This window comes from Leptospira soteropolitanensis, assembly GCF_026151655.1.
Classification (GTDB): Bacteria; Spirochaetota; Leptospiria; order Leptospirales; family Leptospiraceae; genus Leptospira_A; species Leptospira_A soteropolitanensis.
In genome coordinates this window covers 690707-714558 of record NZ_JAMQPN010000001.1, presented here as the reverse complement: position 1 = coordinate 714558, position 23852 = coordinate 690707, and the positions used below count along the sequence as shown (strand labels likewise).

Annotated in this window: 28 protein-coding genes; 14 read left to right on the top strand and 14 right to left on the bottom strand. The window is 38.2% G+C overall.

Features of this window, described 5'->3' with window-relative positions; all coding sequences use genetic code 11:
• The first annotated feature begins 28 nt into the window (after positions 1-28).
• Positions 29-1375, top strand: a complete 1347-nt coding sequence (locus ND811_RS03490) for a hypothetical protein (protein ID WP_265350346.1) — start codon at positions 29-31, stop codon at positions 1373-1375.
• On the opposite strand, the gene ND811_RS03485 is transcribed toward ND811_RS03490, so the two are convergent.
• From ND811_RS03485 to ND811_RS03470, 4 genes are all read right to left on the bottom strand, one after another.
• Entirely contained in the window at positions 1372-2268 is an 897-nt protein-coding gene (locus ND811_RS03485; protein WP_265350347.1) for an ATP-binding response regulator, read from the bottom strand. The genes ND811_RS03490 and ND811_RS03485 overlap by 4 nt on opposite strands.
• A 63-nt stretch (positions 2269-2331) precedes the next feature.
• A complete protein-coding gene (locus ND811_RS03480) occupies positions 2332-3696 on the bottom strand; it encodes a PDZ domain-containing protein (RefSeq protein WP_265350348.1) in 1365 nt (454 codons plus the stop codon).
• On the bottom strand, positions 3683-5140 hold the full coding sequence (locus tag ND811_RS03475) for a S1C family serine protease (protein WP_265350349.1): 1458 nt from the start codon (positions 5138-5140) through the stop codon (positions 3683-3685). Before ND811_RS03475 ends, ND811_RS03480 begins: the two co-directional genes overlap by 14 nt.
• Positions 5133-6002: an LIC11113 family protein gene (locus ND811_RS03470; RefSeq protein ID WP_265350350.1), complete on the bottom strand. Its 870-nt coding sequence runs from the start codon at positions 6000-6002 to the stop codon at positions 5133-5135. Before ND811_RS03470 ends, ND811_RS03475 begins: the two co-directional genes overlap by 8 nt.
• Before the next feature lie 172 nt (positions 6003-6174).
• Here ND811_RS03470 and ND811_RS03465 point away from each other — a divergent pair, with 172 nt between their 5' ends.
• Genes ND811_RS03465 through ND811_RS03455 form a run of 3 tightly spaced genes read left to right on the top strand, consistent with a single transcriptional unit; the run spans position 6175 to position 10162 of the window.
• On the top strand, positions 6175-7023 hold the full coding sequence (locus ND811_RS03465) for a sulfurtransferase (RefSeq protein ID WP_265350351.1): 849 nt from the start codon (positions 6175-6177) through the stop codon (positions 7021-7023).
• Positions 7024-7081: 58 nt separating this feature from the next.
• Positions 7082-9316 (top strand): alpha-glucosidase, encoded by a 2235-nt coding sequence (locus tag ND811_RS03460; RefSeq protein WP_265350352.1) that lies wholly within the window; start codon positions 7082-7084, stop codon positions 9314-9316.
• Positions 9317-9334: 18 nt separating this feature from the next.
• On the top strand, positions 9335-10162 hold the full coding sequence (locus ND811_RS03455; protein WP_265350353.1) for a metallophosphoesterase: 828 nt from the start codon (positions 9335-9337) through the stop codon (positions 10160-10162).
• A gap of 11 nt (positions 10163-10173) precedes the next feature.
• On the opposite strand, the gene ND811_RS03450 is transcribed toward ND811_RS03455, so the two are convergent.
• The 7 genes from ND811_RS03450 to flgN are packed head-to-tail and all read right to left on the bottom strand — an operon-like array spanning position 10174 to position 15773.
• On the bottom strand, positions 10174-10578 hold the full coding sequence (locus ND811_RS03450; RefSeq protein ID WP_265350354.1) for an OsmC family protein: 405 nt from the start codon (positions 10576-10578) through the stop codon (positions 10174-10176).
• Positions 10575-11249 carry a lysophospholipid acyltransferase family protein gene (locus ND811_RS03445; RefSeq protein WP_265350355.1) on the bottom strand — a complete coding sequence of 225 codons (675 nt, stop codon included), beginning with the start codon at positions 11247-11249 and terminating at the stop codon, positions 10575-10577. Before ND811_RS03445 ends, ND811_RS03450 begins: the two co-directional genes overlap by 4 nt.
• A gap of 60 nt (positions 11250-11309) precedes the next feature.
• Entirely contained in the window at positions 11310-11549 is a 240-nt protein-coding gene (gene csrA / locus ND811_RS03440) for a carbon storage regulator CsrA (RefSeq protein ID WP_012390131.1), read from the bottom strand.
• A 3-nt stretch (positions 11550-11552) separates the two neighbouring features.
• The gene (fliW, locus tag ND811_RS03435; RefSeq protein ID WP_265350966.1) at positions 11553-12014 is read right to left on the bottom strand and encodes a flagellar assembly protein FliW; all 462 of its coding nucleotides are present in this window, start codon (positions 12012-12014) and stop codon (positions 11553-11555) included.
• Between the two features lie 52 nt (positions 12015-12066).
• Entirely contained in the window at positions 12067-13332 is a 1266-nt protein-coding gene (locus tag ND811_RS03430; RefSeq protein ID WP_265350967.1) for a flagellar hook-associated protein 3, read from the bottom strand.
• A 5-nt stretch (positions 13333-13337) separates the two neighbouring features.
• Complete coding sequence (gene flgK / locus ND811_RS03425) at positions 13338-15251, bottom strand: flagellar hook-associated protein FlgK (protein ID WP_265350356.1); 1914 nt, start codon at positions 15249-15251, stop codon at positions 13338-13340.
• Between the two features lie 9 nt (positions 15252-15260).
• Complete coding sequence (gene flgN / locus ND811_RS03420; protein ID WP_265350357.1) at positions 15261-15773, bottom strand: flagellar export chaperone FlgN; 513 nt, start codon at positions 15771-15773, stop codon at positions 15261-15263.
• 86 nt (positions 15774-15859) lie between these two features.
• On the opposite strand from flgN, the gene ND811_RS03415 reads away from it, so the two are divergent.
• Positions 15860-16036 (top strand): DUF1289 domain-containing protein, encoded by a 177-nt coding sequence (locus ND811_RS03415; RefSeq protein ID WP_265350358.1) that lies wholly within the window; start codon positions 15860-15862, stop codon positions 16034-16036.
• Positions 16037-16041: 5 nt separating this feature from the next.
• On the opposite strand, the gene ND811_RS03410 is transcribed toward ND811_RS03415, so the two are convergent.
• Positions 16042-16329: an LIC10235 family protein gene (locus tag ND811_RS03410; protein ID WP_135573202.1), complete on the bottom strand. Its 288-nt coding sequence runs from the start codon at positions 16327-16329 to the stop codon at positions 16042-16044.
• 214 nt (positions 16330-16543) lie between these two features.
• Here ND811_RS03410 and ND811_RS03405 point away from each other — a divergent pair, with 214 nt between their 5' ends.
• Together ND811_RS03405 and ND811_RS03400 are read left to right on the top strand one after the other, a co-directional pair.
• A complete protein-coding gene (locus ND811_RS03405) occupies positions 16544-16879 on the top strand; it encodes an Mpo1-like protein (protein ID WP_265350359.1) in 336 nt (111 codons plus the stop codon).
• A gap of 1 nt (position 16880) precedes the next feature.
• Positions 16881-17471: a hypothetical protein gene (locus ND811_RS03400; protein ID WP_265350360.1), complete on the top strand. Its 591-nt coding sequence runs from the start codon at positions 16881-16883 to the stop codon at positions 17469-17471.
• On the opposite strand, the gene aat is transcribed toward ND811_RS03400, so the two are convergent.
• The gene (aat, locus tag ND811_RS03395; RefSeq protein ID WP_265350361.1) at positions 17449-18114 is read right to left on the bottom strand and encodes a leucyl/phenylalanyl-tRNA--protein transferase; all 666 of its coding nucleotides are present in this window, start codon (positions 18112-18114) and stop codon (positions 17449-17451) included. The genes ND811_RS03400 and aat overlap by 23 nt on opposite strands.
• Positions 18111-18842 (bottom strand): hypothetical protein, encoded by a 732-nt coding sequence (locus ND811_RS03390; protein ID WP_265350362.1) that lies wholly within the window; start codon positions 18840-18842, stop codon positions 18111-18113. The genes aat and ND811_RS03390 overlap by 4 nt, the downstream gene beginning before the upstream one ends.
• A 12-nt stretch (positions 18843-18854) precedes the next feature.
• Here ND811_RS03390 and ND811_RS03385 point away from each other — a divergent pair, with 12 nt between their 5' ends.
• From ND811_RS03385 to ND811_RS03355, 7 genes are all read left to right on the top strand, one after another.
• Positions 18855-20027, top strand: a complete 1173-nt coding sequence (locus ND811_RS03385) for a hypothetical protein (protein WP_265350363.1) — start codon at positions 18855-18857, stop codon at positions 20025-20027.
• Complete coding sequence (locus ND811_RS03380) at positions 20024-20398, top strand: hypothetical protein (RefSeq protein WP_265350364.1); 375 nt, start codon at positions 20024-20026, stop codon at positions 20396-20398. The genes ND811_RS03385 and ND811_RS03380 overlap by 4 nt, the downstream gene beginning before the upstream one ends.
• A gap of 86 nt (positions 20399-20484) precedes the next feature.
• Positions 20485-20967: an RNA polymerase sigma factor gene (locus tag ND811_RS03375; protein WP_407658854.1), complete on the top strand. Its 483-nt coding sequence runs from the start codon at positions 20485-20487 to the stop codon at positions 20965-20967.
• On the top strand, positions 20951-21310 hold the full coding sequence (locus ND811_RS03370; RefSeq protein ID WP_265350365.1) for a hypothetical protein: 360 nt from the start codon (positions 20951-20953) through the stop codon (positions 21308-21310). Before ND811_RS03375 ends, ND811_RS03370 begins: the two co-directional genes overlap by 17 nt.
• 7 nt (positions 21311-21317) lie before the next feature.
• On the top strand, positions 21318-21698 hold the full coding sequence (locus ND811_RS03365) for a hypothetical protein (RefSeq protein WP_265377405.1): 381 nt from the start codon (positions 21318-21320) through the stop codon (positions 21696-21698).
• 71 nt (positions 21699-21769) lie between these two features.
• Positions 21770-22444, top strand: a complete 675-nt coding sequence (locus ND811_RS03360) for a response regulator (protein WP_265350367.1) — start codon at positions 21770-21772, stop codon at positions 22442-22444.
• A complete protein-coding gene (locus tag ND811_RS03355) occupies positions 22437-23801 on the top strand; it encodes a HAMP domain-containing sensor histidine kinase (protein WP_265350368.1) in 1365 nt (454 codons plus the stop codon). The genes ND811_RS03360 and ND811_RS03355 overlap by 8 nt, the downstream gene beginning before the upstream one ends.
• Positions 23802-23852 lie beyond the last annotated feature (51 nt).

Here is a 23852-nt window from a genome sequence, read left to right as displayed (position 1 = left end):
TTGGGCACAATCTTACTCGGACTCGGTCATGGACGATGAACGTGCCAATCGCAGTTTTGGCCGAGTGGTCGTCAAAGATAGATTCCAAACAATTCCCTCTGGGACGGATATAAAGGGATTTGGTCTTCAAACAGAGCTCATTACCGGCGGGAGATTTCAATCCCAAAAAGGTGGTTTGGTTTTGGAAAAAGCCAATCGCTATTATGGTTATGGAGTTTTAACAACCCCAAGTCTTTTCTATTACGCAGGAGAAGGTTGGAATTTTGGAATCCTTATTGCACCTCGGGTTGGTATATCCGAAGAAAGAATAATCGATAAAGAAGTCCGCACGATTTACGATTCAGAATTCACAGCCCTAGTATCTAAGGAAATCTCTGGAATTCAATTGGCATTGGAAGTTGGCCGAGGATTCAATAGATTAGATCGATATGGTTTTTTCTTTGTTGGAATGTCCAATTTTGGTTCTGCATCCGTTTCTTTTACTTCCGGTATTCGCATAACAGGAATTCAATTAAATGCCAAACCAGAATTGGAAAATTGGTTTGGCCCACCCTGGAGCGGATACCGAAGGGAAATTTACGGAGGTTTGATTAGCTCTGAAAAAATTCTAATTTGGGAAGAATTACGTTTTTTTCATTATCTATATTCTGATCCAAACCATAATACCAATGGGCAAATTCTTTCAGGCCAAAGAGTTTCAGGGCGTTATTCCTATAGCGGAATGGAATTCCAATTTAAAAAATTTTTAGATACTTGGGCTTTGGATTTAGTAGGGATTCGACTTCTTGGAGAATCAAAATCCTCCACTAACCCTTGGTCCGAAAAACAGATCGCCACCAATTCCTATTTAGGGTTTTTATCTCTACACTCTCAGGGTGAAAAATTTAGTTTTTCTCTTGCTGGACTTGTAACGAAAAAAGACCAAAAAGATCGATTAGATTCAAATAGCAATGGTTATGCGTCAAACTTTGCCGAACCAAGAGTGCTTGGAGGTTTCTCTTCGTTTTTACTATACCAGACCTTGGATTCAATAAACCCTCCCCAGTTTCGAGATGTACCAACAAAAGAGAATCCTAATTTTGAAAACAAAGGAAACCGCATTTACGGGATACAAATGGGATGGGATTGGTATTCTTTTTTTCGAACAGATTTATTTTTAAACCGATCAGACTCTGGGTTGGGAAAAGGTAACGAAGTCATCGGTAAACTTAGCTTTTTATCAAATGATTATGGTAAGTTATTCGCTCAAATGAGTGCATCTTATACTTTGATGGACCCTCGCAAAACGCACGTTTTCATCACTGAACCATTCACATTAGAAGAACCTAAAAAAGAATATCTACGGTTTTATGTTTCCTTAGGAATGAAGTTTTAATTGGTTTGCATCAGTTTGTACCAAGTTTTAAAAAATCGAACCTCATTGCCTTTTTCATTATAAACAATAGAATCAATATTCATCTTAGCAAGAAAAATACCTCTTCCGCTGACTAGGTTAGCCGCAGGATTGACAATGGGATTGGGAATCTGGCTAACCGCAAATCCATTTCCCTCATCGCGAATCACAATCGTAACTCCAACATCGTCCATCGATATTTCAACAAAAACGGAAGAATTATTTTCTGCACAACGTGAATCCACTAACTTAAAATAATCCTCATTCGCCTCTAAACATTCCTGTTTTTCGACATAACTCACACCAGCTACACCGTGTTCAATGGCATTCGCTAAAAGTTCATATAATACTATTTTGATTGAAATCAAATCTTCGTGGGTAGCGAGCGGAGAATTTAATATTTGTTTAACAATAAATGCTATATATGAATTTAATTTTTTAATTTGAGGTTTAAGTTTGATTTTGCAATCAGAACTAAACTGCGTGATTTCACCACTATTGAAAAGAAGAGTTAAATCAATATCTGCATTTTCGAATTTTTTAATTCGAGAACGAAGTGCTTCCATTCGAAATGGCTTCAGAAAAAAATCTACAGCCCCCATTCTAAAAACGTCAATGGCGATTTGAATGTCACTATCGCCAGTAATGACTAAAAAAGGTGTTTGGTTTCCTTCAGCTCTCAGCTTTTGAATGAATTGAATTCCATTTAATTTAGGTAAGCTGATATCAGAAATAATAAGGTCAAAAGTATTTTGGTTGGTGATCGTTAAAGCCTCAAGTCCATCTGAGGCCATAGTGACGTTAAATTCGTCCTTAAAATATTCCCAGAATAATTCCCGGATTGTATCTTCGTCATCAACAAAAAGGATTTTCATAGGTCGGAGTCTTAGAGTAAAGAGAACTTCAATCTATAACAATTGTAAATCTATTTTTAAATTTTAGTCTTCCAAGTTGTAAGAACGTTCCAATTTATATGTCGATTGTAACTCTTGTTGGAGGTCCAAAATCTCTTTACGTGTAAAAAATGCTATTTTTCCGCCAGATAGCTCAAACGCGTAGTAGGTGGCATCCTCCGATTGTAGAAGATTTTTCAATTGGCTAAGCGAAGTGACTCGGGTTCCGTTTACCTTTTCTAAAACCAAATCTTGAAATTCCTGATATCCTAGGTTCCCTTCTAGGGGAAAAACCCGACTTAAAATGACGATCTTTTCACGAATAGGGTGCACTTTCTTTTGGTAGTAGTCGGAAAGGTAAACCAGTTTTTTTTCTGATTTGACGCGGTATTCAGAACCAAACTCTTTCAAATACGCATTCGTAAGTTCCGTAAAGAAAAACCCACCAGCGATCAAATATAACGGTTTTCTTTTTTTGGCCTCTTCGGGAATCAAAAAATCATTAGAATCATAAGCTCTCAAATCATAACTAACAGATTGATTTTGGAAATTCCGGCGGATTTTTAATTGAACAGAATCACCTAATTCGCGCAAGGTGCCATTAGATTTTCTTAAAATTAAATCATAAACCTTATCAGCCCGGTCCCAATCATCAATTTTTGAAAGAGAAGTTGAGTTGATCTCTGTGATTAAATCTCCAGGAAATAAGTTGTATGCTGGCCCTACACCAGGGATCACTTCCGTTACCAAAAGTGGATTGTTAATATTTTGAGAGTAATATTCACGTTCTGATGGAGTTAAATTTACATCAAAAACCAAACCTGGGTGAGGGAACGGTTTTCCATTTGTTCTATTGAAAGTTTCCACGTACTCTGGAGGAATTAAATATTCTCCAATGGTGACACCGCATAATACTTGATTCTTAAAGAAAAATTCGGCTTCTTCTGAAGTTTTTTTCTCAAACAAAAACACTTTGATCGGGGTTTTTGAAAAAGGTAGAAACACATAACGAGACTTACCCGTTGGGCAATGTTTATTAGTCAATTTGGAATCGAAAACGACTGGTTTTGGAAGTTTTGAGATTCCATTTGTCTCTAAAAGAATAAATCCTGTTTCTTCATCATAAGATTTAATGCCTAGTTTAGGAACTGAATAATCAAAAGATTCAAATTCTGCAAAGACAGGATTTTGTTTCGGTAAGGTAACGCCAAAGAAAAGACCTTTTCCTACATAAATCAAATTTATTTTTCTGGAAAATGGTTCACCTATGAGCCAAGGGTTTTGGTGACTTGTCTTTTGGAAGGTAATTCTAGACTCAATGACTCTTTTGTCTTCAAAATCTTCTGCACCAAGCTGCAACAAGGTGGAAAAACTAAAAAGGATTACAAAAACATATTTAAAACTCTTCATAACTTGCACCATATCTTTTTTTCACACGTTGGTTCATCTGATACACTGATTCTGGCCTAAGTACAATGGGCAAATCCATCCCTCGAAACCTGAGGACGATAAAATCCTTTTTTTCATTTTTCCAAATGTTTTTAAATTCATTTAAATCTTTTGGCACTCGACCATTGATCGATTCGACTACTTTGTATTTATACTTTTTATATTTAGAAGTTTCTGGATCATTAAATGTATAGCTGAGTACAATATCTCGAGTTGTATATCTGTACAATAAATCTTGAATAAAATAACTATAATGGTATTTTAAAGAACTATCCAATTCTCCATCTTCTGAATGAAAAAAAGATCTAGTGATCGGTTGGAAAACGAATCCTGCCTGTAAAAAATAATCTTCTGTCGAATCTCGATACAGATCCAACGCATAGTTTTTTTGTAGATTCACTTCAGCATCGAAACGTTTCCCTGCTCGATAATAACTCACAGCGACTTTTGAATTCATTTGTTTGTTTTCGATCCAATCAATGATGAATTCTTTTTTATTGGCCTGAGAAATTTCTCCATCGTTTGACAGAGGAAAATTATCTAAAGCGATAACAAAATCCTTCTCTTTCAATACTTTTGAAAATGTTGAAGAAGGATAAATTCGATTTACAAAGATTCCCATTTGGTTCGATGGAACCTTCATTGCTTGTTTCAAACTTTTTGGATTTCCATTTTGAAAAGTGAATCCGATATTTGGAAAACCATCATATTTACCATCTGCAATATCTTCTAAAAAATGACGGATGATGTCGTTCGAAATCAAATAAGCAATTCCTGGTTCTAAAGTACTAATTTGAAATACAAGCCCAACCACTTTGCCATTTTGAACTGCAGGCCCACCAGAATTTCCAGGTTGGATATTAGCATTGATTTTTAATACATTTCGATAGTCTAACCCTGAATAGGTGTATCGATTTTTTTCAAAACGAAGGATAGATCCTTTTTCTACTGATAAACTATCATTCCCATTGGGAAAACCTAAAAGTAATACATCCGATCCTAAATTGGGAATGCCTTCTAAGAAGGACAGAGTATTCGTTTGTTCCGAAAAATCAGGATCTGCAACTTGTAATAAAGCAAGGTCACAATCATAACCAATATATTTAACATCCGCTAAATATTCTTTTTTGGTAAAACTACTTTTAACAAGAATTCTTTTTGCATCACGTACAACATGAGCATTTGTCAAAATGGTTTGATTTGGTAAAACAAGTCCCGATCCAAATCCAGTCGATAGATTCTTTTTCATCCAAGGTTGAGTTTTATTTTCTGTATTGAAGCCTTCGTTTTGAATGAGAACCACCGAACGAAATATAGAATCTACAGCTGGCTCTGGATCTGCTTGAGCAAACAACGAGTAGTTCAAAAGAAAAAATAGAATAGAGAGTTTAAATAATTTATTCATAATACAAAACAATTTTCTCCCAAAAAGTTTGAGTTTCTGTGATCTTTTTTAGCACAGCACTTCCCAAAACGCGATCACCAGGTTTCGGATCTTTCCAAATTGTATTTGAAGTTATCAAATCTCCGGAAGCAGAGGATGGTACACGAATCAAACTATATGCAGAATCGCGAATGCAGGTGATTCGAAATACAAAAGAAACTGTTTGATCCCAATAAAAACTTTCATCCTTTTCTATGTATTCCAAGGGACAGGAAGAATCAAAAAAAACTTCAATATTGGAAGGAACTTCTTTTCTTCTTTTGGGATTTTGAGAGATGGATTTAAAATAAAATAAATTCGGATTTTGAATCGGTTTATAAGAAGGAATTGATTGTTTTCCTTCGATAACCGCAGGTATTTGTTTTTTAGAAGGATAATCCAAATCGGTATCATCGGTATTCAATCGTGCCTGGAATTTTGTTTGTCCAGGAATTAAACCTGTTTCAATTTCTAAATATTGTTTGTTTCCTATTCGATGAACAGCCCTTAATCGAAACGTTCCTGGATCCAATTTTTTTTTCTGATTGGATTGAAATTGAATCAACATCGGATCTTCAACTTTCTGGCAACTAAAACGAAAGTAGGTAACCGAAGAGATTCGAGATGCTGGCTCCAATCGGCAATCTCCATCATCCATGAAAAAACTTTGTTTCATTTGGATCTGTTTTCGGATCTCTTGGGATGGTTTCCTCTTTTTCCAAGCGCTCACTTCCTCTGCAAGCGATTGTAGTGTTAAGTTTGTCTTTGTGCGGTCCGCAAAACTGACTTCTGAGACAAAAAATAACAAAATCAATCCGAAGTATATGTATAACTGCTTAATCATGGAATACCGATTGTTGTGATTATCGGCGTACCGACCCCATAGAATCAACTGACATCCAATTGATTTCTTTTCTCATTATGTCTCAAACCGAAGTTGAACTTTTTTTTTGGTTTTCAGACTTTCAAAAATTCATGGGGGGGAAAAGTAATGTAAGAAATAGGAGAATACTTTTTTGAACTGGAACTTTCTTAAAACCGAAATAGAACCTGGTGACTTCCTCATCGATTGTCGTTCCCAATCAGCATATGAAGAAGAAACATTAGAAGGTGCTTATTACTATCCATTTATCAAAAAAGCATTCGGATCTGATCCAGAATCACAAAAGAAATTGTACGGACCGATGGTTGCAGTCGTACAAGAATTTCAAAAATCTAAAAAAACACGAATCATAGTTTTCGATGAGGGAATGGGAATGTTTTCCACCCGTATGGTGTATTTGCTACGTGGGATGGGAATTAAGGACGCTTATGTTCTTGGTCAAAAATGGCCAGTAGAAGGAAAAAAAGCAAAAGGCGAACTCAAAATAGAACCTCCCATTGCTGACAAAGTAAAACCCATTGAAGGCGTTGTAGACAAAGCCTTTATGGAACGAAATCTTACTAAACTCCAAATCTTTGATGCAAGGACTATGGAAGAATACGAAGGAAGATTGCCACGACTCACGGCTCCTGAAGAAGGAACTCTTTGTGGGCGTCTGCCAGGGGCTTTTTTATGGGATTGGAGAAACTTGTATGATGGAGAAGCCAACCTCATCGAACGTTCCCTTTTCAAAAAACGTCTGAATGGTTTTCCTTTTATGCCAGAAAGACCCACAGTCATTTACGACTATAATGGGGCTCGCTCTTGTTTACTTGCTCTCATGCTCCGGGAAGCAGGTTATATTGATGTCACCACCTACCAAGGTTCTTGGTTTGAATGGAGAAAATCAAGTCTGCCAAAACAAGCTGTCGCTGTATTTGGTGCCAAACAAGGTGCTGCCGCAGCACCACGTGTCGGCGGATTGGATCGCAAGAAAGTTTAAAAAAGTATTTACGAAACAGTAAACCATCGATCCACTAATCTCTGCTCCTGGAGGGTCGATGGTTTTTCGTTTTATCTATTTATCACTATCACTGTTCTTTTTGGAATGTGCCTCTCGCATCATCTCTAATGTCCCTGTTGCAGAAGAATCTTATTCCCTCACTCCAAAAGTCCAGTGGATTCAATCTGCAAATGATTTCACTTTAAGAAACCAATCACTTTCTAAAGACTTTATTAAACTTTCCCTAGAAGAACCATTCCTTTTGGCCTTCACCAAGGATACCATATCCAAATACAGAATGGCATCATTTCAATTTAAAGAAAGTCTACAAAAAACTTGCAACAAACAATCTGTAGACGAAATCAAAAAGGAATTAGGAAAAATCACCATCAAAGGGAAGTTAACTGGAAAAGATTGTTCCACCGATTACCAACTCCTTTTCCAAACCAAATCTGATACAGAAGTGGAATTCAAAATCACTCTCTCTGATCCTTCCTTAAACAGAATACAGTTCCATTACATATCTTCACCAGATGAAAAAATCTTTGGGCTTGGCGAACAGTTCACTTATGATGAACTCAAAGGAAAAACTCCCTTTTTATTTACAGAAGAACAAGGTATAGGCCGTGGTGACCAACCGATCACTGCGGGAGCAAATATTATGGCAGGGGCCGGTGGAAACGCATATACCACTTATGCACCTATCCCTCATTACATTACTTCCGATAATCGTTCGGTATTTTTCGAAAACAGCGGTTATGCGAATTTCGACTTCAGCGATTCCAAAAAAACCAAAGTGGAGTTTTGGGATTTCCAATCGGAAAAATCATTAACCGGAACCATTTGGATTGGATCGTCTTCCAAGTCCCTCATTGAAGCATATACCAAAAAAACAGGAAGGTTTCCGAAACTTCCGGATTGGGCTTACGGCACTTGGCTTGGTGTCCAAGGCGGAACAGAAAAAGTATCTGCCATCGTCAAACAAGCAAAAGATGCAGGAAATCCCGTCACTGCTCTTTGGATCCAAGACTGGTGTGGGAGACGTGTCACTAATTTCGGAGACCAACTCAAATGGCGTTGGTATGTAGATGAAACATTGTATCCCGACTTTAAAAAATTTGTGAAATCAATGAATGATCAAAATGTACAAGTGTTAGGTTACATTAACTCCTTCCTTGCAGATACAGATCCTAAAAAACCAAATGATGATTTTACAAACCCACTCTTAACGGAAGCGAAAGCAAAAGGATATCTTGTAAAAAATCAAAGCGGAGACAACTATCTTATCCAAACCGTTGGGTTTCCTGCTTACCTCATAGACCTGACAAACCCGGCAGCGGTTCGTTGGACTAAAGATCTCATCAAAAAAAATATGATTGGAATGGGACTTTCTGGTTGGATGGCAGATTTTGGAGAATGGTTACCTTATGACGCAAAATTGTATTCTGGAATCGATGCCAAAATATATCACAACCGTTATCCGGTCGATTGGGCACGGGTCAACCGAGAAGCCATCAAAGAAGCTGGGATGGAAGGTAAAATTGTATTTTTCAGCCGTGCGGGTTACAGTTATTCCAATACTTACTCCACTCTCTTTTGGGAAGGAGACCAAATGGTAAGTTTCGGAACCAATGACGGACTTCCCTCTTCTATCATCGGCCTTACTAGTTCAGGGATCAGCGGTTATGCATTAAATCATAGTGATATCGGTGGATACACAACTATCACAAATCCACTTAAAAACTACCACAGATCCAAAGAACTTCTATTGCGATGGGCAGAGGTTTCGGCATTTACACCTGTCTTTCGCACCCATGAAGGGAACAGACCGCTTAAAAACTGGCAGGTATATACTTATATAAAACCTGATGGTACCAGATCTCTGGGTGATGAAGATACTGTGGCACTATTTGCAAAAATTGCGAGAATCCATTTTGCCCTCAAACCATATATCCAAAGTTTGGTGGAAGAGGCATCAATGACTGGAATCCCTGTTGTCCGACACAATTACCTTGTAGAACCGGAAGATAAAAATTTATTAAATTATAAATACCAGTTTTTTTTAGGAGATGACCTTCTTGTCGCTCCGGTAGTAGAAAGTGGAGAAATTGTACAGGATGTGTATCTACCTCGTGGAAAATGGTTACATCTATGGACAGGAACCACTTATGATGGATATAGAAAAATCCAAGTCCCAGCCCCTATTGGAAAACCTCCCGCATTCATACGTGTAGGTGGAAAATCGGAAGCCCTCATTCGTTCTTCCATAAGCTCTATTCGGAACAAAGACTAAAAGCGGAGACCTACCCAAATGAAATTTGCATTGATTGGAGACATCCACGGGTATTGGAACAAAAAAGACATAGAGTATTTCAATGCTTCAGATTATGACTGTTTGTTTTTTACGGGAGATTTACGTGGCAATCCCAAACTCGGAAAAATTTCTTTTGAAGGTCTCACCAAACGTGCGTATATGATTCCGGGAAATTGGGATGGGATGAGTTTGACTTCTATCATTGGAGAAGTGATCCAATCGAAAGTCCTCATCCATTCAGGGCAAATAGGCCAACACTGGAGAATGAGAAAACTTTCGGAACTAGTAAAACCCATTTCTTTACTCGGTTACAGTTCCCTAGTTTTGTCTAAGGATTTGGACTTAAGTCTGATTGTTGGTCGTCCTCATGCGATGGGTGGTGGTCTGAGTTTTGCACCTTATATGGAAAAGAACTATATGGTTTCAAATATGGATACCTCAATCGAAAAGTACAAACGACTGATCGATGGAACTAAAGAAAAGAACTTATTCTTTCTTTCGCATAACGGGCCTTTGGGGTTAGGTGCTACTAAAAATTCCATCTACGGTGCCGAGTTTAAAAAAGAAGGTGGGGACTGGGGAGATCTGGATCTTACAGAAGCCATTCAATATGCCAAATCCATTGGGAAAAAAGTCCCTCTGGTTCTTTCAGGACATATGCACCATTCGATTAGCAAAAAAAAAGAAAGAGAAACCCATGAATACACTGGTGGAACCTTCTATGTGAACGGTGCCAAAGTCCCAAGAATTCGTGAAGGAAAACATTTTCATACAAAAATCGAATGGGATGGTGGTTCTGCTACGGTGATTCCTTTGTGGGTTTAGTAATCCGTTCTCTAACCCAAAGCTGTTTCTATCTCAATTTTTCCACTGAGAATTTTATGAACTGGGCAAGCGTTGGCAACGGAAAGTAATCTTTCCCGTTGTTCAATGCTTAAATTTCCAGAAAGAAATACAACTCTTGTAAATTTATGATCCTCTAGAGATCGTTTATCAATTGTTACGTGAACTTCCACCGAGTCCAAAGGATATTCTTTTCTATCCGCATACATCCTAATTGTAATGGAGGTACAGGCTCCCAAAGAAGAAGCAAGTAATTCTGTAGGCATAGGCCCAAGATCTGTCCCTTCTTTGTCCTTTGGTTCATCCGCTATCCAATGATGTTTTCCTGCCGAAATTTTAGTTTCGTATTTGGTTTTGGTGGTAGAAACTACCACCTTGTCTTCGAATACTGCTGTCATTTGGATTCTCCTTTATGAATTCGCTCTGCTTCCGCTATCGCACGGTTACGGTTGTTTAACATAGCCTCTTCTACTTTTAGACGCATCTGTTCAAACTCTTCTTCATTCAAATTACGAGGAACCGAAATAGGTTCTCCATAGGAAACAACAAAGGTTGTAAAAGGTTTAGGAACTCTATGTTTATCCCAAGCTTTTTCTAGTACCCATTGACGACTACATTCATAATGAAAAGGAATGATTGGAACTTGGGTGACTTGCGCTGCGGCAATGATCCCTGGTTGCAGAACAAAAGCAGGTCCCCTTGGACCATCGGGGGTAAAAGCAGCAGGTAATCCCTTTTTTAAATGTTGGATCATAGCTTTTAATGCTTTTGATCCTCCTTTTGAACTACTTCCACGAATGCTAGTGTTTCCGAACCGGTGGACTACTTCGTTGATATAGTCTCCGTCTTTCGATTCAGAAATCAGTACGGCTACGTTTTTTCCCCTGTGCAGATACGGAGAGTACAAAACGTTCGTATGCCAAATAGAGTAAATAAAAGGCTTTTTATTTTTGAATAATTCTTCGTAACGTTCGTTTGTCAAAAAACGAAACCTGGAAGTAAGTCCAATCAAACGTTGGAACCAAACAACAACAAGTGGCAACAACCAGACTAAAATTTTACGTTTCAATGTTTAACCGTCTCCCTAGAGCTTGACTCCAGAGAAACGCAAATCGAAGTAAAGATCAAGTTAAGTTTTCTTTTTGAACAAATCACCGAGTTTGCCCAAATCTTCTGGTTTGATATTGGTACCGGCAGCTTTTTTGTTTTCTTCCTGAATTTCTTTGTAAACTTCTGCACGATGTACAGATACATTTTTAGGAGCTTTGACGCCAATTTTTACTTGGTCACCTTTGATATCGACAATCACAATTTCGATATCATCACCGATCATAATGGATTGGTTACTTCTCCTCGCAAGAACTAACACGAGTTATACCTTTTCGGAAGACATCTCTTCCATAGATTCAATGATATTTTTACGAATGGGATGATTTTCATCCCTGGAAATACATTGTTTTCCTTTTCCCTCTTTTCCATTGAGAATGATAGGGCCTTGTAAATTAGCCGTCATTCCTTTGGGATTGTCATGAGGAATGGTCACAATTAAAAATATAAGACCATCTTTCCAACTGGAAAGCCCAATGTCATTAAGTTCCTCATCAGATACAGCAGGTTTATAATCATTCATAAACAATTCTGGTTGGATGACAATAAATGCCAGTCCCGATTCTTTTGTGGATTGTAACCATTTGAATGGACTTTCAGGACTTTCTTCAATGAGAGCATACTCATCAAATTCTTCAAATCCAAGTAAACCTTGTGGGAATTTTAGGATTTGTTTTGAGTCCACTTGGATGGTTCCGAAAGGTTTTGTGTGAATCGTTACCGACATTCTAGTTCCTATACTTTCTTTTCTTTCTAATATAACCGTCATTTAGTTTCCGTTACCGAAGGAAATCCATAAGAGTTGGTTTGATAATTTTAGAACCGACATTGAGCGCATAACTATGAATTGTTTCCAGCCACTTCATATTCATAATTGTTTCCGGAAAATCGATTCCTTCATTTTTAGCAAGAAGTTCGGTCATATACATTTTATCGTAAGAAACACGTTCTTCATGTTGTTCCAAACGATTCATACGAGCACCAATGGTCGACCTATGGCGAAGGATATTTTCCAAAGCCAAATCCAAATCACCTAAATCCCTACCACCAATTCTTTCTTGGTCTTTTTGGATGAGGTCATTTCGAAGTTGGATAAGAACATCAAATACAGAAAGTCCTGTAACAGTTGCCGACTTAGAATAGTTATTCGGTGGTTCACTTGCACTTGGTTCAATGAGTCCAATATCACGAAGGACTGTTCCTCCATCCACATCCTCTAACCAAATCTGATGAGGAGCCGTAGAAGAAATGGAAATATTATCTTGGGCAAGTTTACTTGCTTTCACTTCCAGAGGTGAGTTGTTGATTTTATCAATCACATCATCGATGGTATCACCCACAGAAATATGAATCTCTACACCATCGATTTTAAACTTTTGGTCAGAAGTGGCTTGGTAAGCAGAGTTATCCACTTTGGAAGTGACACTCACGTTTGTTCCCCAAAACACTTTGTTCCCAGGAATGGTAATGGGAATATATTCACCTTTTTCGATTTCACGGAGTTGTTCTCCGATATCACCACGATACTCAACGCCTACGTATTGGTTTTTAAGTTCAAGGCCTTGGAGACCTTTGATTTTTGATTCAATCGGTTCAAAGGGAGGTCTTTCAATCACATGACCACCAAACAAAGGTTGTCCGGTAGCATCTCGAGCATTGGCAAGATCCACAATGGCACGTAAATGTTGGTCGATCTCTTTACCAATCGCCACTTCCAATTCAAATCCCTTGTCCCCTTGGTAAATTCCGTTTCCGGCTTGCACCGTAAGTACACGTGCTCTTTGGAAAATTTCACCCATCTTGTCTAGGACACCATCAATCTGTTGTAATCTTTGGTATCCATCCCCAATGTTTTCTTCGTATTGGGAGAGTTCGTTCAGGCGGGAACGAAAGTACATTTGGTTTGTGGCCGCACCCGGATCATCAGATGGTTTACGGATTTTTAATCCCGTTCCGAGTTGGGTTTGGGTTTCGTCCATAGCCACTTGGTGGCGGTTTAAGTTTCGCACCAAGGAATTGTTTTGCATCATGTTAGTGATTCTGATCATGATTATACACCTAACCTATTGATGATGGTATCCAACATTTCATTGAGTGTGGAGATCATTCGCGCGGATGCGTTGTAAGATTGTTGGAACTGAACCATATTGGCCATTTCCTCATCTAAATTCACACCCATCACAGACTGACGCATATTCTCAAGTTCTACCATCAGTTCATTTTGCGTAGTATACTCTTGTTTTGCTTCCCTTGCTTCAGTTCCCAGTCTAGAAATCAGTGAGTTATAAAAATCATCCGTTGTTTTGGAATAATCAAACATCACCGGTTTTTCGCGGAGGGCTGCCGCAATGAGAAGGGCATTGGATCCATCTTTTTGACCATTCGGCGAGTTATAATCACCGGATCCATTCACATCTTTTCCACGAGCTGCTGCAATGTTTGCAGGATTGTTTCTGACATCTTCTGACATTTTAAAGAAAGAAGAAGGATGATACATAGGTGTGAGAGTGATGTCCTGCGCATTCGCTTGGAATTTGTTGATCTCACCTACTTTACGGTAATCAAAAGATCCAGCAACACCTGCAGCCGTTAAGATTCCTGTTAGACCCACAAGAAGTTCTCCAGAATCTTCCAAATGGCGAATCATAAAATTTTCTTTTTTATCCAAAGGGTTTGTCGTGGCTTTTAGCGCCAACTGGTTGTCATGCGACATGTAAGCCACAACACCAGTTTCCGAACGATTGATTCGTTTGATGACAGCATTCAAAGTATCATCTTTAGAATATGGAACTAAAATTTCAGTTTCCCCACCAGGACTAACTTTCAAAAAACGCATGGTTCCTGAAATTCCAATGGGACGATCGGCATCAAGGGATGTGCGACCTGTTACACGGAACACAGCCGTTTTATCATTGAGGCCATCTCCATCAGTATCAATTTCACCGAAGGTATTGGTAGCAAGTGCCCTGCTTTCAAAAAAGTTTAAATTGGTTTTTCCATTCAAACCAAATCCATCTTTATGAATTTCATTGATGACATCCATCGCATTGATGGCGAGAGCATCGACAGCATTGATTTTTTCGACGAGAATTCGGTCTCTGATTTCATAGAGAGCTTGGATGCTCCCCTTTCGAAGTAAAACTGTATCTCCCGTTTCTGACCATTTTAAATCCAAAAGTCCATCGTTATTGGGATTTCCTACCAAATCGATTTTATGAACTTTTTGTCCTTGGACAAGGATCTGTTGGCCAATAAAAACCATCAGTTCGTCTTCGTCACTGCGACCGATGGTAATGTCCGCCATCCCAGCAAGTTCTTGTAAAAGTTCGTCCCTTCTGTCGAGAAGGTCATTCGGATTATCACCTAATGCTTGTGATTTTGTGATTTTTTCGTTCAGAGATTTGATATTCTCTGCAACCGTATTTAAATGGTTTACTTTTGATTCAATTTCGCGATTGGACTGGTCTCTGAGTAAAGAAAGTTTTCTGTACACATCTTCCATTCGAGAGCCAAGAGCCTCTGCTTTTTCTTGTACCACGGCTCTATGTGCTGTTTCTTCTGGATAGTTAGAAAGATCTTCCCAAGAAGACCAGAACTGGTCCATCATGGAACGAAGTGTGGTTCCAGTTGGTTCGTTAAAAACTGTTTCTACTTGGTATAAGTAATCATTCTTTTTCCCCCAATATTCTTTGAGAGAAGAAGAATCAATGATACGGTCATCGATGAAATTATCACGAACTCTTTCGATTTCGGAAATTTTTACCCCTTGCCCAATTTGTCCTGGCACTTCGGCGCGGTTGAATGCTGGCTCATAAAGAGGATCCATACTATTCATGACCACTCTTTGGCGAGCATAATGTTTGTTATCCGCATTGGATATGTTATGACCTGTTGTTTGGATCGCTTGTTGATGGACCGAAAGTCCTCGTTTCCCTATTTCAATTCCTTGGAATGTTGATCCCATACGATTCTCCTAGGCAGTCGCGTTCAAAATGATCGCGCCTTTTTGGCCCTGCCCACGCCTTGTCGGTTGTTTGTGTGAGGTATAAACTTTTTCTCTGGATAACTCTTGCAAAGAGTCAACAGTTGTTTGTAAAAACTCTTTTCTTGTTTTTAAGAGTTTTTCATTTGTGATGATGGCATCTTTTAAATCAGCAACGACCTTCTTTAATTCTAAAGCAAAGGTTTTGAGTTTAAAATTGGATTCACGATCCATTTGGTTTAAAAAACTAGTGAGCGTGATGGATGATTCGTCTTTTGTGAATTTTTCCTTTTCATACACATCTTCGATGGTTTTCATCCGAATCCGTTCCAATTCAGAGGCTTCTACCATAATATGATAACTTTCTTTGACAAAGGACTCTAAGGATTTTCCGTCCGCAGAATGGATGGATGCTCTTTTTTTGCCTTCCAATTCCAGAAGGCGCTTGTAACAGTCTATTTCATTAGTAAATAAACTTCTAAGTGATTCTACCCAATCCAACATGCGAATTCCTTTTCCCTTATGGGAAGGATCGACGGATTCCGAAACTAGCTTAGGAAAATTTATAAAAATTTACTATTTTCAGGCCTATGTCACTAAAATCGCCTTGTACCAAAGTCTGTATGATGGACCCGGATTCAGGGCTCTGTGCAGGATGTTTCCGAACTATTGAAGAAATTGGGAATTGGTCTAAGATGAGCGAAGAAGAGAGAGAAAAAGTTTGGAGTGAGCTCCCGCAAAGAAAGGCGGGAGACTCTCACAGGTAAATTGGTTATTTCGTACCTTTATCGATCTTGTTACGGTGTTCTTCGCACAATCTATAGAGTTGGTCTGTAGATGGATTTTTCTTTGTAACTTTTTTTCCGCATACAATACACATTCCTTGGGCTCTTCTTCGTTTGTATAACAACTGAACTCGCTCGGCACCGGAAAGATTGTATTTACTGATTTGAAGGCGAACCCCTTTGACTAAATAACTACCGATGGCAGATTCATCACCTTTTTTAAGTTCGGCAAAAATCTTACTAAGCTCATCCGGTTTAATCGATTTAGGTTTCATACATTCTCCTACTTTCTTGCTAAATTTAACTCTCTGTTAGATTCTAAATGTTAATGCAAATTAGGCAGTACCCACTAACGTGCAACACAATTTTAAAATCATATCAGAATTATCGAATATAGACGAAAAATCTAGGGACAAACTCTAAGATTAGAATCATTTTTGTCTTGGCAAAGATCAATAATTGATTATGATCAAGTGTAAGGAGACTTGTATGGAAAAGAAATACCAAACACTCAAAGATTTTTTCCCATTTTACTTAGAGGAACATAGCCACCCGTTCAATCGAGCTCTTCATTTTATTGGATCAAGTCTAGCCTTAGGATGTATCCTTGGATTTTTATCCACAGGTAAATTCTATATCTTAGCCTTTGCTCTTGTTAGTGGGTATTTCTTCGCATGGATCGGACACTTTTTTGTCGAAAGGAACCGTCCTGCCACCTTTACCTATCCATTTTATTCTTTTATCTCTGATTGGATCATGTATTTCAAAATGCTGACAGGTCGCATTGATGTAGAATTTGCCAAAATTAAGTCAAATAAGAGCTAAGATGAAACTTGTTCTCAATATACTTGTAACTGCTGTTTTGTTCTATGGTTGCCAACCGAAAGATGTTTCTAAACAAGAGGTGACTTCTCTTCGGGATGGGAACCAAAATAATCTAAATAACTTTGCTAATGTGGTTTTACCAAAAATTTTAGGACAAGAATTCAAACGCTTCGAAACAGAATTAGATAAAGACCAAAAACACGAAGCACAGATCACCTATGGAAGTAATTCAGCACTCACTTTCAATGATGCTTCCGACTACCGGAAAACGAATACCGAATACCATAGTTTGGTGTTACTTCGTATCAGTTATGCCTTGGCACTCCACCAGTTCCACAGACTTTCTTTAAGTCTTTCCAAACCTTTTTTCATTCAGGGTGAAAACAATCCTGATGCAGAAATCCAAGAAGCAGAAATTTTTAGGACCACCATTCCTAAATCCGATTTGGACCTTTTTTGGGAGGATCATCCTAATTTTGATCCTTATCGTGCTCCTAAGTTAGGTGAAAAGGAATGGGAAAATGTGACAGGGGAGATTCAAAAATTATGGAAAGTAGAATTGGATGAATTTAGTCGAGTGAAGTTGGAATGATCCAAGGTTCACAATCACCCAATGCGCGTTCCAATCGATCCAAATAAGAAAGTTTGGGAATTTCATAAGCACCCAATTGCCAAGTCACATGATTCAGTTGTTGGGTGTCAAATAGTTCGAATTGGGACTGATTTAATTTTTCAAACAAATGAAAAAGTCCCACCTTTCCTGCATCGGATTCAAAGGAAAACATACTTTCACCGGCAAAAAACTTTCCGATTGCAACTCCATAGACCCCACCAACTAAAACATCTTCTGCATTCCAAACTTCTACTGAATGTGCCCAACCCAACCGATGTAATTCTTCATAACCATCGATAAATCCGGGAGTGATCCATGTATTATCTTTTTCTCTATAGGAACAACCTTGCATCACAATCGAAAAAGCTTCGTTAAAACTGATACGAAACTTTTTTTGTTTTACCTTTCTTTGAACGGTTTTGGAAAAATGGACTCTTTTTAAATCAAAAATGGCACGCGGATCTAAACAATACCACCGAACGGGATCTTCTGACCAAGGAAAAATACCATGTTGATATGCATATAACAAGCGATCGGTGGAGAAATCTCCACCTACTGCCACAAGGTCTTCCTTCCAAGTCCTTGGATTTTTAAAAAATTGGTCAAAAGTCCTTTGTGTCAAGGTTCCAAAACATCCTTGGGATAATCATATACAATTTTTACTTTCAAACTTTTCCCATTTTCATCGTTGATATTAGAAAGTCCTTCAAACTGTAAAATTCTCCGTGTTTTTACATCATAAACTAGAAGAAACGGTTTCACAACTTGTTTCAAAAGAAAATTATCAACCTCTAGTCGTAAATAAAGTGCAGGCCTTCCCTTCCATTCTCCATCCCTAATCTTTTCAGCAGCAAACTTATAGTCATCCAACTGAATGGGAGCAAGGAAATGAAAAGACATTCTTTCCCCTTTCGATAAAAGCTCCCAATTGTTTCTAACAAAATAATCGAATCCGCCATCCATCACGGCAGGGGACTTGGGAGTATAGGTTCTTTCAGAAAGTGGATCTTCTTTTTTGCGTTTGGAAAATAAACGAACGGACTTTCCCTTTACTTCAGCCCCTTCAATATAACCATCCCGAAAGTCTTCGGTTTTAAAAGTGGGTACTTCTGAGTTTTTATCGAACTCAATATGTTTGGTGCCAAAAACCTTACCTTCTGCGTCTTTGTATTGGATGTCTGAATAGATATGCTTTCCATTATTATAATATTCTTTATGATTGTCTGAATAAATATACTTACCAGTACTAAGATCGTATGCTTTTCCGAAGTATTGGTATTTCGGTTTTTCTGCCCATAACGGGAAAAAAGATGGAAAAACTATGGCAAAAATTAGGATTTTACGTATCATACTGTTTAGACCATGAAAAAATACAGACTGACTGACCAAAGAACTGTTTTGGGAATCGTTTCCAAACTGACTACAACGGTTCTCCAAGATAAGGATACCAAACAAAAGTTTACTCTTCAAAATCCTGTCGCAGTAAAGGATATCCTTCAGTCGGTTCATATTACAATCGCTGCTACAGAACCAATTGTTTCCAAACCAAAATCTTTAGTTTGTGTTCTCAAAGACAATCGTGTAGAGCTTCGCGTAAAACCAGTCAATCCCTACCAAGATGATTTACTTCAGGTTTACGAAATTCTCATTGAACCATTGGAACGATCTGCTAAACGAGCTTCCATTGAAGATATATCTGCTTATGAATTCAAAATGGCCCAAACAGCAGATTTAGGAACTGTCATTTCTATTTATGGAAAAACTTCCATCATCAATCAAATCTTAAACCAATGGCAAATTCATTTGGAACAAATCTTAGCCAACTACGGTTATTTTATTAAAAAAATTCAGATTGGATTCTACTATGCGGTAGACACACAACTTATGGAAGCTCTTGCAACATCCAAAGCTCCATATTACGTGCGTGATGCGAATAAAAGAATTTTTTATACTGATAGAGGATTTTTTAGCCCCAAAAAGTTAAGCGAAATATACATCCGTTCCTATTTGGATTCTCTCCTCGTAAATAATGTAAAATCCACACTCATATTTCCTATCTTCTCCAAGGGGAAGGTTTTACTCGGTTATTTTGAAATTATCAGCAATCTCCCCGACCTAGGAAATCCTATATTACAATCGGATATCGAAGGGCAGGAGGGTATTGGCCCTTTACTTAATTTTTTAGACCAAAAAGCAGAAGAATTTGTATTTCAATTAGAATTTGCATACGCAAAAGAATGGGAAACCTTAATTCGCACAACACCCGTTAGAGATATTAGCGAAGATGGAAGAGGTATGGGAATTACTTTCCCCCCAGGAACAGACATCGAAAACAGAATTGTAGGGTCTCCCGTCTCTTTCCAGTTAGTAATCAATTCTTCTCCCTATACATTTTATGGAAGTCTGAGAAGCATAATAAAAGGAGATTCTGATACAACAAACATAGGTGTTCAAATTTTCCAGTGTGACAAACCAGAGGGAATGTCTTATCTTAGCGCTTATGCATCAAATTTAATTGGAGAGGCTGTTTCGTGACTCCGGAGCAATATGAAACCATTTTAACTATATTAACAAATATTCAGGAGAGGGGTGGATCCGACCCTTACCGTTTAGTTCTATACTTAGTTCCCAATGTGGGGATTATTTTTGGCACCACACTTTTGTTTTTTCTGTTTCAGTGGTGGCATAAACAAAAGATGGCTCTCATCCAATCAGGACAATACAAACCTTGGAGTTTTGACATCAGATTGTATTCCTTTTTCCTAGGTCTTTTGTTGACATTCACTGGATTTGCTTTATCGTTTGTATTTATACTCGTCTTAGGAAGTTCTATGGCGATGTTAGGAGGGTTAATCCCATTCGCAATTGGACTCGGTCTCTTGACCTTCTACAAAATGTACCGGTAGATTCGGTACACCGCATCTGCAACGAGGAAGATTGGAAATCTGTCCAATCGGTCCTTAGAGGAGACGTATCCCAATTCGAAGTTCTCATGAAAAGATACCAAGGTATGGTATTTTCCCAAGCAAAAAAAGCCTTCCTCACAAACGAAGAGGCAGAAGACTTCACTCAAGAAGTATTTTTAAAAGCCTATGAATCCTTAAGCCAGTTCCGAGGAGAATCTCAGTTTTCAACTTGGTTGTTTCAAATTGCAAGATTTCGCCTAACAAAAGTTTTTAAGAAGAAAAAACTTCCGCTAGCTGATTGGCAAGAAGACATCTCTTTTGTTGCTGATAAAAAGAGAACTTCCGTTATTGAAACTTTAGATAAAGAAGAAACAAATCATACACTTCGATCGTTAATTTCCAAATTACCGAAATCATATCAAATGCCGATTCTTCTTCATTACTTTGAAAACAAACCTCTCAAAGAAATTGCAACAGATCTCAATATAAAACTTGGTACGATCAAAAGTCATATTTCCCGAGGAAAGGACCTTTTAAGGAAATGGTGGTCACATGAAATCAAAAGTTAAAGAAAGGTTCTCAAAGGATATGACGGTATTTAAACATCCTGACCCATTCTTAAAAAATTCAGAAGCACCTGCTGTTATCCGCTTTCGAGTGTTAGGGCAAATATTACCGCTCAAGTATTTATTTTCCTCTGTAGGGCTTTCCTTTCTATTATTTATGATCCCAATTGGGACAATTTTTTTATCTGTCTTTTATAACGAAAATACGGGAATACTTTTACCCATTTTGATTAGTTCTAGTTTGTTTTTCTGCTTTTATTCTCTTGTCCTTGGCTTTTTACTCCTCAACACAAGAATTCCTTTTCTGAATGAATGGAAAGAGAAACTTGGATTTGAAGAGGTTTAAAGTATTCGTGAAAGGTCTATTGATTCTCCCAGTTTTCTGTTTTGCCATGTCTCTCTCTGCGGAAGCTTTGCCATCTGCGGATGAATTTTTAAAAATGGATTTAGACAAGGCGCTTCCTCTCATCGAATCCCTTTCCAAAGAAGATTCAAAGGTCCTTGTGTCAGACCTCCGAACAGAAATCAAAAAGTCCTATCCTAAGGCAGACCATTTTTATTTTCTCATCTCCCACTTGGAAGAAATCCAAGCCATCGAAAAAGAACAGGCCCGCCTTCGATCCCTCCTTTGGGTCTATGGCCTTGCCTTCTTTTTGTTTTTTGGTTTCCTGGGTTTTTTGTTACTCAGGCAGCGCCAGGCGATCCGAGACATCAACCAGATGCTTGGAAAATAGATAGATATCGATTCTTTGTCATCATTTTGTATTCTTTTTGTAATGAATCCCTGTTACGTTTGGATTAATTCATGAAAATACTAATTGTAGATGACGAAGAAGACATTGCAGGACTCATCCAATTCCATTTAGAGGAAGAAGGATTCCAGACCGAAGTTTGTCATAATGGGATGGAAGTCCTCCCACGTTTAGAAAAACACCTCCCGGATGGTATCATCTTAGATTTGATGTTACCGGGGATTGGTGGGATGGATCTTTGTAGACGAATTAAAGAAAAATACCCGAACATTCCTATTTTGATGGTAACTGCAAAAACAGGGGAAACAGACGTTGTCCTTGGTCTTGAGTTAGGTGCTGATGATTACATTCGTAAACCATTTAATATTCGCGAACTTGTTGCCCGAGTAAGGACCGTTACACGAAGAACCACTGATCCAACCGGGGAAGTCCAAGGCACTATCTCCACAGGAAAAATCCAAATCAATCCTACCGCACATAAAGTTTTTGTGGAAGGTACAGAAATTGATCTTACCTTAATCGAATTCAAACTTTTGCAACTATTTGCAGGAAATCCTGGAGTAGCTTTTTCTCGGGACAAATTACTGGACCGTATTTGGGGAAAAGATGTTTTTGTAACAGACAGAACCGTTGACGTAAATATCAAACGGCTTCGGGACAAATTGCTTTCTGAAAAGGAAAGATTAGAAACCATTCGCGGGGTCGGTTACCGATTCCGAGATGCGTAGTTTTTTTTCTACATTACTTTTACTCAACTGGGGTCTCTTACTTGTTTTACTGACCCTGGCCTTGGGTGTTTTTTATGTTTATGATCTCGTTGTACCCGCAGTTCGACCGCTTATCTTGTTTGGGTTTGTTTTAATTGCTATTTTCGGTACTTTCTACATTTCAACTAACATCGCGATGCGAATCACAGATCCGCTGGCAACTGTTGAGAAAAAAACTAAAGAAATCAATGCAGGAGATTTTGGTGTTGAACTATCTTCGCCTGACATCAGAGAACTTGCAACACTAACATCTTCCATTAATGAAATGGCGAGACGACTGAAAGTCCAATTTTTGGACCTGACTGTTGAAAAAGAAAAGTTTAATTATTTACTACAAAATCTAAAGGAAGGTGTCTTTGCCATCGATAGAAATGAAAAATTTCTGTTCTTAAATCGCAATATATCAGATACCTTAATAGAAAAAAATTCCCAATTCAAAGCATATACTCCCTCAATCAAAAACAAAGAACTCTTAAACTTTATTACAGAAAAAATCCAAAAAGGTGTGGAAGGAAAAACTGAGTTCCAAGACGGACTACATTTCTACACCGCTCGCATTTATCCAATCAAATCTGATTCCATGATACAATTGTACATCGGTGTGTTATCAGATATCACTGAGGACAGACAAAACCAACTCATTAGGGAACAATTTTTCCAAAATGCTTCCCATGAATTAAAAACTCCCATAACATCGATTAAAGGTTATGCAGAAACTTTAGAGTATAAATTAAAACTTCCACAAGATTCGAATGAAAGAAAATTCTTAGATGCCATTCTCCGAAATACAGACAGGCTCATCCGAATTGTGGAAGATATGTTAACCGTATCCAGGTTGGAAAATCATAAAACTGTTTTAAATCTGACAGAGTTTTCTCTGTATGATTTGATGAAAAATGTGTCCGAATCTCTGGGTGTGATTTATTCCCAAAAAAAACAAAATTTAATTTTAGACATTCCCACTGATTTTCGCGTGAAAGCAGACCGTCTGCTCCTTGAAGATCTATTAGTAAATCTAATCTCAAATGCCTCTGCCTATAGCCCAGAGGGTTCGAGTGTCATTGTTAAGGCAACGTCTATAGAGGATAAAAATCAGATCCAAGTCATCGATCACGGAATCGGAATTTCTGCAGAGGACGCCGAACGAATATTTGAACGTTTTTTCCGCGTGGATACCAACCGTTCCAGAAAAGAGGGAGGCACAGGCCTTGGCCTTTCCATAGTCAAACACATTGCAAGGCTCCATTCGGGTGAAGTTTCGGTTTCTCCCAACCTCCAAGGTGGCTCCATTTTTAGCTTTGAATTCCCTAAAAAATAGATTCTAGTAAGAGAAATCGCCGGATAGAATATTGGTATCCGGCAGGTATTT

What these genes read in the sequence shown, in the direction of transcription:
- ND811_RS03490 (WP_265350346.1), top strand. Translation starts at nt 29, where the DNA reads ATGGACGATGAACGTGCCAATCGCAGTTTTGGCCGAGTGGTCGTCAAA.
- ND811_RS03485 (WP_265350347.1), bottom strand. Translation starts at nt 2,268, where the DNA reads ATGAAAATCCTTTTTGTTGATGACGAAGATACAATCCGGGAATTATTC.
- ND811_RS03480 (WP_265350348.1), bottom strand. Translation starts at nt 3,696, where the DNA reads ATGAAGAGTTTTAAATATGTTTTTGTAATCCTTTTTAGTTTTTCCACC.
- ND811_RS03475 (WP_265350349.1), bottom strand. Translation starts at nt 5,140, where the DNA reads ATGAATAAATTATTTAAACTCTCTATTCTATTTTTTCTTTTGAACTAC.
- ND811_RS03470 (WP_265350350.1), bottom strand. Translation starts at nt 6,002, where the DNA reads ATGATTAAGCAGTTATACATATACTTCGGATTGATTTTGTTATTTTTT.
- ND811_RS03460 (WP_265350352.1), top strand. Translation starts at nt 7,082, where the DNA reads ATGGTTTTTCGTTTTATCTATTTATCACTATCACTGTTCTTTTTGGAA.
- ND811_RS03455 (WP_265350353.1), top strand. Translation starts at nt 9,335, where the DNA reads ATGAAATTTGCATTGATTGGAGACATCCACGGGTATTGGAACAAAAAA.
- ND811_RS03450 (WP_265350354.1), bottom strand. Translation starts at nt 10,578, where the DNA reads ATGACAGCAGTATTCGAAGACAAGGTGGTAGTTTCTACCACCAAAACC.
- fliW (WP_265350966.1), bottom strand. Translation starts at nt 12,014, where the DNA reads ATGTCGGTAACGATTCACACAAAACCTTTCGGAACCATCCAAGTGGAC.
- flgK (WP_265350356.1), bottom strand. Translation starts at nt 15,251, where the DNA reads ATGGGATCAACATTCCAAGGAATTGAAATAGGGAAACGAGGACTTTCG.
- flgN (WP_265350357.1), bottom strand. Translation starts at nt 15,773, where the DNA reads ATGTTGGATTGGGTAGAATCACTTAGAAGTTTATTTACTAATGAAATA.
- ND811_RS03415 (WP_265350358.1), top strand. Translation starts at nt 15,860, where the DNA reads ATGTCACTAAAATCGCCTTGTACCAAAGTCTGTATGATGGACCCGGAT.
- ND811_RS03410 (WP_135573202.1), bottom strand. Translation starts at nt 16,329, where the DNA reads ATGAAACCTAAATCGATTAAACCGGATGAGCTTAGTAAGATTTTTGCC.
- ND811_RS03405 (WP_265350359.1), top strand. Translation starts at nt 16,544, where the DNA reads ATGGAAAAGAAATACCAAACACTCAAAGATTTTTTCCCATTTTACTTA.
- ND811_RS03400 (WP_265350360.1), top strand. Translation starts at nt 16,881, where the DNA reads ATGAAACTTGTTCTCAATATACTTGTAACTGCTGTTTTGTTCTATGGT.
- ND811_RS03390 (WP_265350362.1), bottom strand. Translation starts at nt 18,842, where the DNA reads ATGATACGTAAAATCCTAATTTTTGCCATAGTTTTTCCATCTTTTTTC.
- ND811_RS03385 (WP_265350363.1), top strand. Translation starts at nt 18,855, where the DNA reads ATGAAAAAATACAGACTGACTGACCAAAGAACTGTTTTGGGAATCGTT.
- ND811_RS03375 (WP_407658854.1), top strand. Translation starts at nt 20,485, where the DNA reads ATGAAAAGATACCAAGGTATGGTATTTTCCCAAGCAAAAAAAGCCTTC.
- ND811_RS03370 (WP_265350365.1), top strand. Translation starts at nt 20,951, where the DNA reads ATGAAATCAAAAGTTAAAGAAAGGTTCTCAAAGGATATGACGGTATTT.
- ND811_RS03360 (WP_265350367.1), top strand. Translation starts at nt 21,770, where the DNA reads ATGAAAATACTAATTGTAGATGACGAAGAAGACATTGCAGGACTCATC.
- ND811_RS03355 (WP_265350368.1), top strand. Translation starts at nt 22,437, where the DNA reads ATGCGTAGTTTTTTTTCTACATTACTTTTACTCAACTGGGGTCTCTTA.